General features: G+C 63.2%; 14 protein-coding genes. 8 read left to right on the plus strand and 6 right to left on the minus strand.

The features are described from left to right. Positions 1–56 precede the first annotated feature (56 nt). Positions 57–329 (minus strand): oxidative damage protection protein, encoded by a 273-nt coding sequence (locus ACI3EV_RS06255; protein ID WP_329771705.1) that lies wholly within the window; start codon positions 327–329, stop codon positions 57–59. 281 nt (positions 330–610) lie between these two features. Here ACI3EV_RS06255 and acs point away from each other — a divergent pair, with 281 nt between their 5' ends. Further along, positions 611–2608: an acetate--CoA ligase gene (gene acs, locus ACI3EV_RS06260; protein ID WP_337691065.1), complete on the plus strand. Its 1998-nt coding sequence runs from the start codon at positions 611–613 to the stop codon at positions 2606–2608. 121 nt (positions 2609–2729) lie between these two features. Here acs and ACI3EV_RS06265 read toward each other — a convergent pair whose 3' ends face one another. Continuing rightward, positions 2730–3749 (minus strand): class 1 fructose-bisphosphatase, encoded by a 1020-nt coding sequence (locus ACI3EV_RS06265; RefSeq protein WP_337691067.1) that lies wholly within the window; start codon positions 3747–3749, stop codon positions 2730–2732. A gap of 439 nt (positions 3750–4188) precedes the next feature. Between ACI3EV_RS06265 and infA the strand changes: the two genes are divergently transcribed. Next, the gene (gene infA / locus ACI3EV_RS06270) at positions 4189–4449 is read left to right on the plus strand and encodes a translation initiation factor IF-1 (RefSeq protein WP_329771701.1); all 261 of its coding nucleotides are present in this window, start codon (positions 4189–4191) and stop codon (positions 4447–4449) included. A gap of 133 nt (positions 4450–4582) precedes the next feature. Here infA and pepN read toward each other — a convergent pair whose 3' ends face one another. Together pepN and prfB are read right to left on the minus strand one after the other, a co-directional pair. After that, a complete protein-coding gene (gene pepN / locus ACI3EV_RS06275; RefSeq protein ID WP_337691070.1) occupies positions 4583–7276 on the minus strand; it encodes an aminopeptidase N in 2694 nt (897 codons plus the stop codon). A 30-nt stretch (positions 7277–7306) separates the two neighbouring features. Beyond that, positions 7307–8420, minus strand: a protein-coding gene (prfB, locus tag ACI3EV_RS06280) for a peptide chain release factor 2 (protein ID WP_337691071.1) whose coding sequence is annotated in 2 segments (ribosomal slippage) — positions 7307–8338 and positions 8340–8420 — 1113 coding nt in all. Because the reading frame shifts where the segments join, the coding sequence is not laid out codon by codon here. A 248-nt stretch (positions 8421–8668) separates the two neighbouring features. Here prfB and ppa point away from each other — a divergent pair. Continuing rightward, positions 8669–9196 (plus strand): inorganic diphosphatase, encoded by a 528-nt coding sequence (gene ppa, locus ACI3EV_RS06285; protein WP_329771696.1) that lies wholly within the window; start codon positions 8669–8671, stop codon positions 9194–9196. A gap of 96 nt (positions 9197–9292) precedes the next feature. Here ppa and ACI3EV_RS06290 read toward each other — a convergent pair whose 3' ends face one another. Continuing rightward, positions 9293–9958: an arylesterase gene (locus ACI3EV_RS06290; protein ID WP_329771694.1), complete on the minus strand. Its 666-nt coding sequence runs from the start codon at positions 9956–9958 to the stop codon at positions 9293–9295. 151 nt (positions 9959–10109) lie between these two features. On the opposite strand from ACI3EV_RS06290, the gene ACI3EV_RS06295 reads away from it, so the two are divergent. The 5 genes from ACI3EV_RS06295 (at position 10110) to ACI3EV_RS06315 (ending at position 15021) form a co-directional block, all read left to right on the plus strand. After that, on the plus strand, positions 10110–10769 hold the full coding sequence (locus ACI3EV_RS06295) for an ABC transporter ATP-binding protein (protein ID WP_329771693.1): 660 nt from the start codon (positions 10110–10112) through the stop codon (positions 10767–10769). 322 nt (positions 10770–11091) lie between these two features. Beyond that, positions 11092–11373, plus strand: coding sequence for an OmpA family protein (locus tag ACI3EV_RS06300; protein ID WP_405197973.1), 282 nt, complete (start codon positions 11092–11094; stop codon positions 11371–11373). Positions 11374–11456: 83 nt separating this feature from the next. Then, positions 11457–12197 (plus strand): 23S rRNA (guanosine(2251)-2'-O)-methyltransferase RlmB, encoded by a 741-nt coding sequence (gene rlmB, locus ACI3EV_RS06305; protein WP_329771240.1) that lies wholly within the window; start codon positions 11457–11459, stop codon positions 12195–12197. Between the two features lie 28 nt (positions 12198–12225). Continuing rightward, positions 12226–12561: a hypothetical protein gene (locus tag ACI3EV_RS06310; protein WP_337691079.1), complete on the plus strand. Its 336-nt coding sequence runs from the start codon at positions 12226–12228 to the stop codon at positions 12559–12561. A gap of 69 nt (positions 12562–12630) precedes the next feature. Further along, positions 12631–15021 carry a YgiQ family radical SAM protein gene (locus tag ACI3EV_RS06315; protein ID WP_337691081.1) on the plus strand — a complete coding sequence of 797 codons (2391 nt, stop codon included), beginning with the start codon at positions 12631–12633 and terminating at the stop codon, positions 15019–15021. A 26-nt stretch (positions 15022–15047) separates the two neighbouring features. On the opposite strand, the gene ACI3EV_RS06320 is transcribed toward ACI3EV_RS06315, so the two are convergent. Then, positions 15048–16169, minus strand: coding sequence for an ABC transporter permease (locus tag ACI3EV_RS06320; protein WP_337691082.1), 1122 nt, complete (start codon positions 16167–16169; stop codon positions 15048–15050).

Consider the following 16169-nt stretch of genomic DNA (forward strand, 5'->3'; position numbering starts at 1 on the left):
GGGCAGTCTGCCCCGGCGCGAAAATCGTCAGCGCATGCGGCACGAAAGAGAAAGGATCAGGCCTGCGGCGGCACGTAGCCGGCAGCCTGGTCGGCACCGGCGCCAAAGAAATGGTTTTCCATCTGGCGAGCCAGGTACTGGCGGGCGCGGGCGTCGGCCAGGTTCAGGCGGTTTTCGTTGACCAGCATGGTCTGGTGGCGCAGCCAGTCCATCCAGGCTTCCTTGCTGACGCTGTCAAAAATGCGCTGGCCCAGTTCACCGGGGTAGGGCGCACGTGCCAGACCTTCGGCTTCCTTGCCCAGCTTGATGCATTGAACCATGCGTGTCATGTCGTATTCCTTTTCATTCAGTCAGTAGGGGAGCCGCCGTGGCGGCTTCGATGCGGGAATTGTAGCGACCAGCCGGCATTTGCCGGGCAAGCCCTGTTTCGCATAAGGCTTTGCCATGAAATCTCAGCCCTTGTGCAACTAGGGTTATCACGGTTCACGAAGCTGATGAATGTCATGGGCAGGACACTTGCCAAGTGTTACTATTCTCGTCTAGGCAGATGCTGGCAAAAACGCATCGCCAGGAAAATCACCAAGGAAAACCCACTGTCCAGGAGACAAGCATGACAGCACAACCCGGTGCAATTGAATCGGTTTTGGTTGAAAACCGTGTATTCCCCCCGTCCGAAGCCACCATGGCTGGCGCCCGTATCAAGGGCATGGAGGCCTACCAGGCCCTGTGCGACGAGGCCGAGAAGGACTATGAAGGTTTCTGGGCACGCCTGGCCAAGGAATACGTGGTCTGGGACAAGCCCTTCACCAAGGTCCTGAATGAATCCGAAGCGCCTTTCTTCAAGTGGTTTGAAGACGGCGAGCTGAATGCTTCCGCCAACTGCCTGGACAAGCACATGGGCACCCCGGTCGAGAACAAGACCGCCATCATCTTCGAGGCCGACGGCGGCGAAGTGACCAAGGTGACCTACAAGGAACTGCTGGCCCGCGTCAGCCAGTTTGCCAACGCGCTCAAGGCCGAAGGCGTCAAGAAGGGCGATCGCGTCATCATCTACATGCCGATGACGATCGAGGGCATCGTGGCCATGCAGGCTTGTGCCCGTATCGGCGCCACCCACTCCGTGGTATTTGGCGGCTTCTCCTCCAAGGCGGTGCAGGAGCGTATCGTTGACGCTGGCGCCGTGTGCGTGGTTACCGCCAACTACCAGATGCGCGGCGGCAAGGAACTGCCCCTGAAGGCCATCGTCGACGAAGCCCTGCAGGAAAAGGGCACCGATTGCGTCAAGAGCGTGCTGGTGTTCGAGCGCACCCCCACCAAGTGCAACATGGTCGAAGGCCGCGACAAGACTTTCTCCCAGGTGCTGGAAGGCCAGAGCACCGAGTGTGTGCCTGAATCCGTCGAGGCCGAGCACCCGCTGTTCGTCCTGTACACCTCCGGCTCTACCGGCACGCCCAAGGGTGTGCAGCACAGCACCGGCGGCTATATCCTGGGTGCCAACCTGACCATGCACTGGACTTTCGACATCCGTCCGGATGACGTGTTCTGGTGTACCGCTGACATCGGCTGGATCACTGGCCACACCTATATTGCCTACGGTCCGCTGGCTGCCGGCGCCACCCAGGTGGTGTTCGAGGGCGTGCCCACGTACCCCAATGCCAGCCGCTTCTGGAAGATGATCCAGGATCACAAGGTCACCATCTTCTACACGGCACCCACGGCCATCCGTTCGCTGATCAAGATGTCCGACAATGATCCGTCCGTGCATCCCAACCAGTTTGACCTGTCCAGCCTGCGTATCCTGGGCAGCGTGGGCGAACCGATCAACCCCGAAGCCTGGATGTGGTACTACAAGAACGTTGGTGGCGAACGCTGCCCGATCGTGGATACCTTCTGGCAGACCGAAACCGGTTCGCACGTGCTCACGCCGCTGCCGGGTGCCACGCCGCTGGTGCCGGGTTCCTGCACGCTGCCGATTCCGGGTGTGCAGGTCGCCATCGTGGACGAGTCCGGTCAGGACATGCCCAACGGTGCTGGCGGTATCCTGGTGATCAAGCGTCCGTGGCCGAGCATGATCCGTAACGTCTACGGTGATCCCGAGCGCTTCAAGAAGAGCTACTTCCCTGAAGAGCTGGGCGGCTACTACCTGGCAGGCGACGGTGCCGTGCGCAGCGAAGACCGTGGCTACTTCCGCATCACCGGCCGTATCGACGACGTGCTGAACGTGTCCGGCCACCGCATGGGTACCATGGAAATCGAATCCTGCCTGGTGGCCAAGTCCGACCTGGTGGCAGAAGCTGCCGTGGTGGGCCGTCCCGACGAAGTGTCCGGCGAAGCCATCTGCGCCTTCGTGGTGCTGAAGCAGGGTCGCCCGGCAGATGACGAATCTGCGAAGCGCATTGCCAAGGAACTGCGTGACTGGGTCGCCCACGAAATCGGCCCGATCGCCAAGCCCAAGGACATCCGCTTTGGCGACAACCTGCCCAAGACCCGGTCCGGCAAGATCATGCGCCGCCTGCTGCGCAGCCTGGCCAAGGGCGAGGAGATCACGCAGGACACCTCCACGCTGGAGAACCCGGCGATCCTGGGTCAGCTGGGTGATACCTACTGATCCGGTGAGACAGGCGGCAGGCTGAATCTGTCGCCTGAACTGCGCAAGCAACAACAAGGCCACCCTCGGGTGGCCTTGTTGTTGTCATCCCCGCTGACTGTGCCAGCTGGGAAGAGGCGGCTTATTCACCGGCAGCTTCCTGGTGGTACTGCGCCACACGCTCCACCTCATTCTTGCTGCCCAGGATCACGCTCACGCGCTCATGCAGCTGCGTGGGTTGCACATCCAGGATACGCTGCGTGCCGGTGCTGGCAGCACCACCCGCCTGTTCGATCAGCCAGGACATCGGATTGGCCTCGTACAGCAGGCGCAGCTTGCCCGGCTTGTTCGGCTCGCGCTTGTCCCAGGGGTACATGAAGATGCCGCCGCGCGTCAGGATGCGGTGCACGTCGGCCACCATGCTGGCAATCCAGCGCATGTTGAAGTTCTTGCCGCGCGGGCCTTCCTCGCCGGCCAGGCACTCGTCGATATAGCGGCGCACCGGCGGCGCCCAGTGGCGCATATTGCTCATGTTGATGGAAAACTCTTTCGTGTCTTCCGGGATGCGCACGTTTTCCTGCGTCAGCACAAAGCTGCCCAGCTCGCGGTCCAGCGTGAACATGGCCACGCCATCGCCCACCGTCAGCACCAGGGTGGTTTGCGGGCCATAGACGCAGTAGCCGGCGGCAACCTGCTGGCGGCCCGGCTGCATGAAGTCGGCCTCGCTCACGCCATCGTGGCTGGGATCTTTCCTGAACACGCTGAAGATGGTGCCGATGCTCACGTTCACATCGATGTTGCTGGAGCCGTCCAGCGGATCGAACATCAGCAGGTATTCACCGTGCGGGTAGCGGTTGGGCACCAGGTAGATGCCGTCCATCTCCTCGGACGCCATGGCGGCCAGGTGGCCACCCCATTCGTTGGCCTCGATCAGCACCTCGTTGGCGATGATGTCCAGCTTTTTCTGCACCTCACCCTGTACGTTTTCGCTGCCGGCGGTGCCCAGCACCTCGCCCAGCGCGCCCTTGTTCACGGCAAAGCTGATGCGCTTGCAGGCACGCGCCACCACTTCCAGCAGCAGGCGCAGCTCGCCGGGGATGCGGCCGTCCAGGCGCTGTTGTTCGACAAGATAGCGGGTCAGGCTGATATTACGGGAGGGCATGGTCGTCTCGATACGAAAAAAGTCAGTGATCCCGAGATTATAGGGAAGCCGGTGGCTGCCGTTGCCAGCACGGGACGGGTAGCGCGCGGTGGCGTGCCGGTCAAGGGATAACCCTTGACGTAGCCAGAATAAAGTTGTAAAATCCAATTTTTGCTGCTGCATTCATTTACTTCCGCAAGCAGCCACAGTTGTACAGCCTCTGGCATCTGCTGCCAGATCCCGCGCCAGCCCGTTCCGGCAGCGGTGTTCACAGGCTGAGAGGTTTCTTCACCATGCCAACACCTGCAGGCCAGCATCCCGCTGAAGCCCGCGGCGGCGGCGTTTTCCTCTGTGGTTTCTGATTGCGTGTGAATTTTCGGCCCACCAGGCCGCCAGGCACAGCCGGTCATCCCGCCGGTGCCCACACAGCAGCCGTATGAAACCAATACAGGAGAATCTCATGGCCAAGGAAGAGCTGATTGAAATGCAAGGTGTCGTGGACGAAGTGCTGCCCGACTCCCGTTACCGCGTGACCCTGGAAAACGGCCACCCCATCGTGGCGTACTCCAGCGGCAAGATGCGCAAGCACCACATCCGTATTCTGGCGGGTGATACCGTGTCCCTGGAGCTGTCGCCCTACGACCTGAACAAGGGCCGCATCACTTTCCGTCGTCTGGAGCCGCGCACTGGTGGTAGTGCTCCGGCCTACCGTCGCCGCTGATCACTGCGCGCCGCCTGCCTGACAGGTAGCACATAGAAGAAGAGCCTGGCAGCTTGGCTGCACAGGCTCTTTTTATTTGCCTATGGGGATGGCGACTTGCCCCTGCCAGGCAGGCAAGGGCAAGCTGCAGGCATCAGTCTGCCAGCGCGCGCTCCACCACTTCACGCACATCCGGGCTCAGCTCCTTCTTGCCAGCGACGCGGCGGATGGCTTCGCCAGCGGCGGTGCGGTAGGGCTCGGCCAGGCGTTTCCAGTGGTCCATGGCACGTGCCAGGCGGGCTGCGATCTGGGTGTTGATGGCATCAAGTGCCAGCACCTGATCGGCCCAGAACACGTAGCCGGCGGCATCGCGGCGGTGGAAGGCGCCGGGGTTGCCGTGGCAGAAGGCAGAGACCAGGCTGCGCACGCGGTTCGGATTGGTCAGCTGGAAGGCCGGGTGCTGCATCAGCTGGCGCACCTGCGGCAGTACGTCGCCGCTGGCATCGCTGCGCGTGGCCTGCATGGCAAACCACTTGTCCACCACCAGCTGTTCGCCCTGGAACTGCTGGTAGAAGCGCTCCAGCGCCGGCTGTGCCAGCGGGCTGCGTGCCTGCAGCAGTGCCTGCAGTGCGCCGATGCGATCGGTCATGTTGCCGGCATCCTTGCTGCGCTGGTAGGCCTTGCCCGGCCAGACGCTGTCGCCATGGTCGGCGGCGGCGCGGCACAGGTTTTGCAGCGCCAGATTGGCCAGCGCACGGCGGCCAACGCTGACAGGGTCCAGGCGGTAGGCGCCGGTATCCTGGTGCGCGTGCCACAGCGCTTCCCATTCACCGGCCAGCGCATGGGCGATCTGCTGGCGCAGGGCTTCGCTGACTTGCTGGATGCGCTGCGGATTCACCACATCCAGCTGTTCGGCGATTTCGTGCTCGGACGGCATGCCCAGCAGCAGGTGCTGGAAGGCCGGATCCAGTTCCGGGTGCAGCAGCACGGTTCGCAGCGCGTCCAGCGTGCCGCTGTCCAGTACCTCGGTCACCTCACCATCGGCGCGTATGGCAGCCAGGATCTGGCGCATGATCAGGCGTTGCGCGGCTTCCCAGCGGTTGAAGGCATCACTGTCGTGGGCCAGCAGGTGCAGCTGGCTGGCGGCGTCTTCACCTTCCACTTCCAGCTGTACCGGCGCGGAAAACTGGCGCAGCAGCGAAGGCGTGGGCGCGGCGGTCAGGCCGGTAAAGCGGAACTGTTGCTCGGCCTCGGTCAGCACCAGCACGCGCTCCAGCGGGGCATCGGTATCACCTTCCAGCTGTAGCGGCACTGGCTGGCCGCTGGCATCGATCAGGCCCATGCGCACCGGGATCAGGAAGGGCTGCTTGCTGGCCTGGCCGGGCGTGGCCGGGCAGGACTGGCGCAGCGTCAACGTGTACGTGCCGCTGGCGGCATCGAACTGGCCATTGGCCTGCAGGCGCGGCGTGCCGGACTGGCTGTACCAGCGCTTGAAGACGTCCAACTGCTGTGCCAGCGCGCTGTCCGGGTTGGCATCGGCCATGGCCTGGGCAAAGTCGTCGCAGGTGACGGCCTGGCCGTCGTGGCGCTCGAAGTACAGATCCATGCCGCGGCGGAAACCGTCACGGCCGACCAGGGTCTGAACCATGCGCACGACCTCGGCTCCCTTCTCGTACACGGTGGCGGTGTAGAAGTTGGAGATCTCCTGGTACTGGTCCGGGCGCACCGGGTGTGCCATCGGGCCGGCGTCTTCGCTGAACTGGTGGCTGCGCAGCACGCGCACATTGCCGATGCGGCAAACGGCGCGCGCGCTGGGCGTATGCGCCAGGTCTTCGCTGAATTCCTGGTCACGGAAGACGGTCAGGCCTTCCTTCAGGCTCAACTGGAACCAGTCGCGGCAGGTGATGCGGTTGCCAGTCCAGTTGTGGAAGTATTCGTGGCCGATCACGCTTTCGATACCGTCAAAATCGGCATCGGTGGCGGTTGAGGGCTTGGCCAGCACATACTTGGTGTTGAAGATGTTCAGGCCCTTGTTTTCCATGGCGCCGGCGTTGAAATCGCTGGTGGCCACGATCATGAAGCGCTCCAGATCCAGCTTGAGGCCGAAGCGCGCTTCGTCCCAGGCGATGGCGTTCTGCAGCGAGCGCATGGCGTGCTCGGTCTGGTCCAGGTCACCCGGGCGTACGTAGACCTGCAGCAGGTGCTCCTGGCCATCACGCGTGCGGATGCGCTGCTCGCGCGCGACCAGCTTGCCGGCGACCAGCGCAAATAGGTAGCTCGGCTTGCGGAACGGGTCTTCCCATACGGCGTAGTGGCGGCCGTCGTCCAGCGTGCCCTGTTCCAGCAGGTTGCCGTTGGACAGCAGCACCGGGTAATCGACCTGGCTGGCGCGCAGCGTCACCTTGTAGGTGGCCATCACGTCCGGGCGATCCAGGAAGTAGGTGATACGGCGGAAGCCCTGGGCTTCGCACTGCGTGAAGAAGCAGCCCTGGCTGGTGTACAGGCCCATCAGCTCGGTGTTCTTGCTGGGGTTGCAGGTGGTGAAGATTTCCAGCGCGATCGGATCGTTGCCTTCGGGCAGGTTTTCCAGCACCAGCTGGTCACCGTCCAGCTTGAAGGAGCAGCCCTGGTCGTTGACCAGCACGCGCGCCAGGTTGAGTGCCTCGCCGTCCAGGCGCAGCGGCTGCTGCGGCACATCGGGATTGCGGCGCAGCGTCATGCGGTTGAGCACGCGCGTCTTGACCGGATCCAGGTCGAAGGTCAGGTCCACATGGTCGATCCAGAACGCCGGGGAGGCGTAATCCTGGCGGTAGACCGTGGGGGAGGGGGTTTGGGCTTCTCGGTACATCTCTCTCGTTCTCGGGTTGCTGTGGCGCGCTTACGCGCTGCCCACATTGGCCTTCAGGGAGGCTTCGATGAACACGTCCAGATCGCCATCCAGCACTTTCTGGGTGTTGTTCACCTCGACGTTGGTGCGCAGGTCCTTGATGCGGCTGTTGTCCAGCACATAGCTGCGGATCTGGTGGCCCCAGCCCACATCGCTCTTGGTGGATTCGAGCTTTTCCTGCTCTTCCATGCGCTTGCGCATTTCGTGCTCGTACATGCGCGAACGCAGGCGCTGCCAGGCCATGTCACGGTTGCTGTGCTGGCTGCGGCTGTCCTGGCACTGCACCACGATGCCGGTCGGCACGTGCGTCAGGCGCACGGCGGAATCGGTCTTGTTGATGTGCTGGCCACCGGCACCGGATGCGCGGTAGGTGTCCACGCGCACGTCGGCCGGGTTGATGTCGATTTCGATCGAGTCATCGATTTCCGGGTAGACGAACACGCTGGCAAAGCTGGTATGGCGGCCACCGGAGGAGTCGAACGGCGACTTGCGCACCAGGCGGTGCACGCCGGTTTCGGTACGCAGCAGGCCAAAGGCGTATTCGCCATCGATCTTCAGGCTGGCACTCTTGATGCCGGCGACGTCGCCCGGGGTTTCTTCCTGGATCTCGACGCTGAAGCCCTTGCGTTCGGCGTAGCGTACGTACTGGCGCAGCAGCATGCTGGCCCAGTCGCAGGCCTCGGTACCGCCGGCGCCGGCCTGGATGTCGAGGAAGGCGTTGCTAGGGTCGGCCGGCAGGTCGAACATGCGGCGGAATTCCAGCGCTTCCACGCGCTCGGTGATGGCAGCGGCATCGGCCTCGATGGCGAGCAGGCTGTCCTCATCGTCTTCTTCCTGGACCATCTCGTACAGCTCGGTGCTGTCGGAAATTTCCTGGGTCAGCTCATCCAGCACCACGACGACGCCGTCGAGCTGCTTTTTTTCCTTGCCGAGTTCCTGCGCCTTTTTCGGGTCATTCCAGACCGCCGGGTCTTCGAGGCCGGCGTTGACGGTTCTCAGTCGTTCTGCCTTGGCAGGGTAGTCAAAGATACCCCCGTAGGTCGTCCACGCGCTCGGCGAGGTCGGCCAGGGTGGTGCCAATGGCGTTGATGCGTTCTGCTTCCATGAGGAGTCCTTATATATCTTGAAGTGTCTGGGGGATGCGGGAAGGGCGCGCGCAGGGGCGCGGCACGCGATGCGGAGCGGATCAGGCCGCTATGGCGCAAGAAGGCGGTACTTCGCGCAAGTTAGCCTGTCATTGTCGCATGCTTTGCCAGACGGGGCACGGGTTTGCCGGATGCCGGAAAGCGCCCGGACTGCGTTAAAATCTGCGCGATTCGTAACCGTTTTTCACACCAACACTGAGAGCACCCCATGTCCCTCGACAAAGTTACCCCTGGTTCCAAGCTGCCCGAGACCTTCAACGTCGTGATCGAGATTCCGGCTGATGCCGCTCCGGTCAAGTACGAGGTCGACAAGGACTCTGGTGCCGTGTTCGTGGACCGTTTCATGACCACCGCCATGCACTACCCGGTCAACTACGGCTACGTGCCGCAAACCCTGTCCGGCGACGGCGACCCGGTGGACGTGCTGGTGATGACGCCGTTCCCGCTGCAGGCCGGCGTGGTGATTCCCTGCCGTGCGCTGGGCATCCTGAAGATGGAAGACGAGGCCGGCATGGACGGCAAGGTGCTGGCACTGCCCACCACCAAGATTTGCCCGCAGTACAACCACATCAACAAGCTGGAAGACCTGAACCCGCTGACGCTGGAAACCATCTCCCACTTCTTCGAGCACTACAAGGACCTGGAAAAGGGCAAGTGGGTCAAGGTGCTGGGCTGGGGCGGCCTGGACGAGGCGACCAAGGAAATCACCGACGGCGTGGCCAACTACAAGGGCTGATCGCGCATCGCACTGGCTGTCTGCCTTGGCGGGCAGCCATCCCATGCAAAAGGGGGAGCATCCAACCGGGTGCTCCCCTTTTGCTTGTGGAGTGGGTCAGCGTACCGTGGCCAGTACCTTTTTCAGCTCTGGCAGCACATTGCGCATGATGATCGGCTGTGCCGTGGCATTGGGGTGGATGCCATCGGCCTGGAAATACTGGCGCGCGTTGGCGGCATCGCCCACGCCCTTGAGCAGGAAGGGCACCAGCGCGACCTTGCGCTCCTTGGCGATCTTGTCGTAGACCTGTGTGAGGCGGCGCGTGTAGTCGGCGCCGTAGTTAGGTGGTACCTGGATGCCGAGCAGCAGCACCTTGGCACCAGTCTGGCGTGCCATGTGTACCATGCTGTCGAGGTTGTCCAGCGTCTTGTCGAGCGACAGGCCGCGCAAGGCGTCGTTGGCGCCGAGTTCGATGACGACGAGCTTGGGCTTGTGCGTCTGCAACAGCGCCGGCAGACGGGCGCGGCCGCCTGCGCTGGTGTCGCCGCTGATGCTGGCATTGTGGATCTGCGCCTGGGCCTTGTCGGCATCGAGCTGCTTTTGCAGCAGGGCGACCCAGCCGGTGCCGCGCGCCAGGCCGTATTCGGCGCTGAGGGAATCGCCCACGACCAGGATCTTGCGCGGGCTGGCGGCGAGCACGCCTTGCCAGGGCGCGGCCAGGCCGACGGCAGCGAGGGCAGACAGAAGCAGGCGACGTTGGAGATGGTGGCTGTCAGGAGTCATGTCCATTCGGATGGGTGCGATGGGAAATAGTTCCATTGTGCGCTGCAGCGTGAGCCGGGGTTGCTACGATTCGTACAGCAATTTCCCTGTTTTAGATAAAGGCCACCCCATGAGACCAGAACAGACCCCCGCGACACCAGATCAGCGCGCCATGCTTTCCGTCCGCCAGTTGGGCAAAACGGTGGACGATGCCGGCGGGCCGCTGACGATTTTGCAGGACATCAGTTTCGAGATTGCGCGTGGCAGCACCACGGCGATTGTGGGCGCATCGGGATCGGGCAAGAGCACGCTGCTGTCCTTGCTGGCCGGGCTGGATGTGCCGAGTACCGGTAGCGTGCTGGTGGATGGCGAAGACCTGTTTGCGCGGGATGAAGATGCACGCGCCGAGCTGCGTGCACGCAAGATGGGTTTCGTGTTTCAGAACTTCCAGCTGATGGCGAACCTGACGGCGCTGGAAAACGTGATGCTGCCGCTGGAGTTGCAGCAGCGCAAGGATGCGCGGCAGCAGGCGCTGGCGATGTTGGAGCGGGTAGGGCTGGCTGCGCGCCAGGGGCATTATCCGCGGCTGATGTCGGGGGGCGAACAGCAGCGTGTGGCATTGGCGCGGGCGTTTGTGGTGCGTCCGGATCTGCTGCTGGCGGATGAGCCGACGGGCAGCCTGGACCATGCGACTGGCGCGCGGGTGATGGCGCTGATGCTGGAACTGAACAGGGACCTGGGGACGACGCTGGTGCTGGTGACACATGACCGGGAGCTGGCGGGGCTGTGCGACAGGAGGCTGGCCCTGGAAGGAGGGAGGCTGCAGGAGTAGTTGCGCTTGTAACAGGAAGAGGTTTCGTGAAATATTACCGATCTGCAAGTGACCAGAAAGAAATCGCTAATGCTAGACTGAGGTAGTAGATGTAAAAGTCTTAATAAATGCCGTGTTAATGTTGCATGAATATTTATCTAAACTAAATTTATCTACATGTAAAATATTTATATTCCTTGCGTATCAATTTCGCAAGGAATTTTAGATGTCACAACCTTTTGTTTGCGATAGTTGATTGAAGAGGGGCATATATGAACAAGGCATAAAAGTCAGTCTGGAACGAAGCTCTGGGCGCCTGGGTGGCCGTGCCGAGCTGGATCGCGTGGCAGAGACGCTCAAGTCGCGCGGTGCCGATGCGCAGATGCGCGTGGTGGGCCACACCGACCGCCTGGGCAGTGACAGCTACAACCTGGGCCTGTCGCAGCGCCGTGCCGAGACCGTGCGCAGCTACCTGATCAGCCAGGGTATTCCGGCTGCCAACATCACGGCCGTCGGCATGGGCGAAAGCCAGCCGGTGGTGCAGTGTGCCAACACCGCCCGCCAGGCGCTGGTGGACTGCCTGCAGCCCAACCGCCGCGTGGAAGTGGAAGTAACAACGCGCTGACCGGACGCATGTCTTGATCCGCCGCATGGCTTCCGCTACCGGAGCCATGCGGTTTTTTCTTGCCTTCAGGCGATAATCTCCCCATGTCCGCATCCCACAAAATCGTCTTTGGCTTCCATGCCGTTGGCGTGCGCCTCAAGATGGCGCCGCAATCGGTGGTAGAAGTATTTTTTGATCCCAGCCGGCGCGATGCCCGCATGCGCCAGTTTCTGGAGCGCGCCAAGGAGGCGAAAGTCGCCCTGGTCGAGGCCGATGGCCTGCGCCTGTCGCGCCTGTGCGGCAGCCACGGCCACCAGGGCGTGGTGGCGCGTGTCAGCGAGATCCGCCAGGAGCGCTCGCTGGATGACCTGCTGGACACCCTGCAGGAGCCGCCGCTGTTGCTGGTGCTGGACGGCGTGACCGATCCGCACAACCTGGGTGCCTGTCTGCGCGTGGCCGATGGTGCCGGTGTGCACGCCGTGATCGCGCCCAAGGACCACGCTGCCGGCATCAACGCCACCGTGGCCAAGGTCGCCAGCGGTGCCGCCGATACCGTGCCGTACTACATGGTCACGAATCTGGCGCGCACGCTGAACGAGCTGAAAGAACGCAATATCTGGGTCGTTGGCACCAGCGGCGATGCCGGCAAATCGCTCTACCAGATGGACTTGCGCACGCCCACGGCGCTGGTGCTGGGCGCAGAAGGCCCCGGCATGCGCCAGCTCACGCGCAAGACCTGCGACGAACTGGTGCACCTGCCCATGCGTGGCGCGGTCGAGAGCCTGAACGTCTCGGTTGCCAGCGGTGTCTGCCTGTACGAGGCCCTGCGCCAGCGCAGCCTGTAAGGGCAGGGGAGCACCCATGAAAATCACGATGCGATCTGCCACCCTGGCCCTGGCTGTCGCCGCAGCACTGCTGGCCGGCTGCACCCAGGAACAGCAGAACAAGCTGGGCCGCGAGGTGCAGAACTGGACCGGTACCAATGGCGTGCTGGAAATCTACGCTGGCGACAAGCTGGTGCGCCGCTTCCTCAAGGTCGACAAGATCAGCACCACGCTGGGTACCGGCAGTGGCGATGCACGCAACTACCGCTACGGCTACGGCGTACTGGATGAAAACCTGAACTTTGTGGCTGACGCCGATGAAAAACGCGTCTACTTCGAGATCAGCGATTACAGCAACATGGTGTTCTTCGAGAATCCGCGTTAAGCCACAGATCCGGCAAGGCTGGCAACGCATGGCTGGCGCGAAAATACCCCCACCGGTACAATCCCGGGCATGCATGCCAGCCGCGCCCGCGAGGCGTCCCCCACCAGCCGTATTCCCTCTGCCCAAGCCTTGACCAGTTACAAGCCGTACTGGGCCAGGCGCTTTGGCACGGCCCCGTTCCTGCCGATGAGCCGCGCCGAAATGGAGCAGCTCGGCTGGGACAGCTGCGACATCATCCTGGTCACCGGCGATGCTTATGTTGATCACCCGAGCTTTGGCATGGCGGTGATTGGCCGCGTGCTGGAGGCGCAGGGTTTTCGCGTCGGCATCATCGCGCAGCCCGACTGGCAGAGCGCCGAACCGTTCAAGGTGCTGGGCAAGCCCAACCTGTTCTGGGGCGTGACTGGCGGCAACATGGACAGCATGATCAACCGCTACACGGCGGACCGCAAGATCCGCAGCGATGACGCCTACACGCCGGGCGACATCGGCGGCAAGCGGCCCGATCGCGCCGCCATCGTCTACAGCCAGCGCTGCCGTGAAGCCTACAAGGACGTGCCTATTGTGCTGGGCGGCATCGAAGGCAGCCTGCGCCGCATTGCCCATTACGATTACTGGAGCGACAAGGTGCGCCGCAGCATGGTGGTGGATAGCAAGTGCGACCTGCTGCTCTATGGCAATGCCGAGCGTGCCCTGATCGAGGTCGCGCACCGCCTGGCGCGCCGTGAGCCGGTCAGCAGCATCACCGATGTGCGCGGCACTGCCTTTGTCATGCGTTCCTCGCCCGAGGGCTGGTTCGAGATCGATTCCACCGAGGTCGATCAGCCGGGCCGTATCGAGGAACACGTCAACCCTTATCAGACTACCGGCGAGCAGGCCGCGGGGCAGGGCACCAGTTGTGATGCCGCCGCGCCGTCGCCAGAGCCGGCCGTGCAGCCGATCCGCATCGTGCGCGAGGCCTCGAAAGCCGTGCAGCGTCCGCCGCGCGAGCGTACCGTGATCCGCCTGCCCAGCTACGAGCAGGTCAAGGCCGATCCGGTGCTGTACGCGCACGCCAACCGGGTGCTGCACCTGGAAACCAACCCCGGCAATGCACGCGCGCTGGTGCAGGCGCATGGCGAGGGCACGACTGCGCGCGATGTCTGGCTGACACCGCCCCCGATTCCGCTGACGACCGAGGAAATGGACTGGGTGTTCGACCTGCCGTATGCGCGCAGCCCTCATCCGTCCTACGCCGACGAAAATGGCCGCCACGACGGCGCCACCAAGATCCCGGCCTGGGAGATGATCCGCTTCTCGGTCAACATCATGCGCGGCTGCTTTGGCGGCTGTACCTTCTGCAGCATCACCGAGCACGAAGGCCGCATCATCCAGAGCCGCAGCGAAGATTCCATCATCCGCGAGCTGGAAGACATGCGCGACAAGGTGCAGGGCTTTACCGGCGTCGTCAGCGACCTGGGCGGCCCGACCGCCAATATGTATCGCCTCGGCTGCAAGAGCAAGGAGATCGAGGCCGCCTGCCGCAAGCCGAGCTGCGTCTACCCGGACGTCTGCCAGAACCTGCATACGGATCATGATCCGCTGATCAGCATCTACAAGCGTGCGCGCAAGCTGCCGGGCGTGAAGAAGGTGCTGATCGGTTCCGGCTTGCGCTACGACCTGGCGGTGAAATCGCCCGAGTACATCAAGGAGCTGGTGCAGCACCACGTGGGTGGCTACCTGAAGATTGCGCCGGAGCACACCGAGCAGGGCCCGCTGTCCAAGATGATGAAGCCGGGTATTGGTACCTATGACCGCTTCAAGCAGCTGTTCGAGAAGTACAACGCCGAAGCCGGCAAGAAGCAGTTCCTGATCCCGTACTTCATTGCGGCGCACCCGGGCACCAGCGACGAGGACATGATGAACCTGGCGGTCTGGCTCAAGCGCAACGGTTTCCGTGCTGACCAGGTGCAGACCTTCTACCCGAGCCCGATGGCGACGGCCACCACCATGTACCACACGCGGCTGAACCCGCTCAAGGGCATCCACCGTCCGGATGGCCCGAATGCGGATCGTGCCGAAAGCGTGGACGTGGTCAAGGGCGATCGCCGCCGCCGCCTGCACAAGGCCTTCTTGCGATATCACGATCCGAACAACTGGCCGCTGCTCCGCGAGGCGCTCAAGGCAATGGGCCGGCAGGACCTGATCGGCAATGGCAAGCAGCACCTGATCCCGACCTGGCAGCCGATGAGCGATGGCAGCTACCAGAGCCCGCGCCGCACGAATTCCACGCCGGCCGGCAAGACGGCCGAGGCCGCGCCCACGGCGCGCCGGCAGCCGCGCAAGGGCAGCCTGCTGACGCAGCATACCGGACTGCCGCCGCGCAGCCAGGGAGCCGGCAAGCCGGCGCTGGGTGGCAACAAGCCGCGGCTGGACAGCAAGAGCGGCAGCCCGGCCGGGCGCGGCAAGCGCAGCCGCTGATTGCCAAGGCCGGTTTTGCGCCGGCCTCAGCCCATCTGGCTCAGCATCTTGCGGAATCGCGCCAGCGACAGCATGAACAGCACGCTGCCGATCACCAGCAGTGCCAGCATCTGCGGCCAGACGATATCGAAGCCGGCCCCGCGATAGAGAATCGCCTGGCTGGCCGAGACAAAGTGCGTGGTCGGCGCGACCATCATCACGTTTTGCACGAACTCCGGCATGCTCTCGCGCGGCGTGCTGGCGCCGGACAGCATTTGCAGCGGCATCATGATCAGCAGCATCAGCAGGCCAAACTGCGGCATGGTGCGGGCCACCGTGGCCAGGAAAATCCCGAGCGAGGTGGTGGAAAACAGGTGCAGCGCTGCCACCGCCAGGAACAGCCAGACCGAGCCCTCGATCGGAATGCGCAGCCAGCCCTGGACCACGAACACCATCGACATGGCGGTCGCCAACAGCACCACTACCGCCATCGACCAGACCTTGGACAGCATGATCTCTACCGGCCGCACCGGCATCACCAGCAGGTGTTCGATGGTGCCATGCTCGCGTTCGCGGATCAGCGCCGCCCCGGTCAGGATGATGGACAGCATGGTGATGATGTTGATGATCTCCATCACGCCCAGCGTCCAGGTCTGCGTCAGCGTCGGGTTGAAGCGCATGCGTTGCTCGATCTGCACGGGCAGCGGCGTGCTGCCGCGGTGTCCCTGCACGAACTCGGCCACCTCGCTGTGCACGATTTGCGTCACGTAGCCGCTGCCGCTGAAGGCCTGGCTCATGCGCGTGGCGTCCACGTTGAGCTGGATCGCCGGTTGCCGGCCCGCCAGCACGTCGCGCTGGAAGTGTGGCGGGATATTCAGCGTGAAGGTGTAGCGGCCGGCATCCATGCCGGCATCCATTTCGTGGATCTCGATGATCTGCGGCGGCAGGAAGTAGGGGGGCAACAGGCCGGAGATGATGCGGCCCGATAGCTGCGAGCGGTCTTCGTCCACCACGGCGATCGGCACCTTGCTCAGCGTTTCCGGGGCCGAGCGCGACACCGTGTAGATCGCCAGCGTGAACGAGTAGATGATCAGCACCAGCATGATCGGGTCACGCAGCAGGCTCCAGAATTCCTTGATGCCGAGGCGGAAGATGTGGCCGAGCTGCAT

This window comes from Allobrachymonas wangyanguii (assembly GCF_045055315.1).
GTDB classification, from domain to species: domain Bacteria; phylum Pseudomonadota; class Gammaproteobacteria; order Burkholderiales; family Burkholderiaceae_C; genus Brachymonas; species Brachymonas wangyanguii.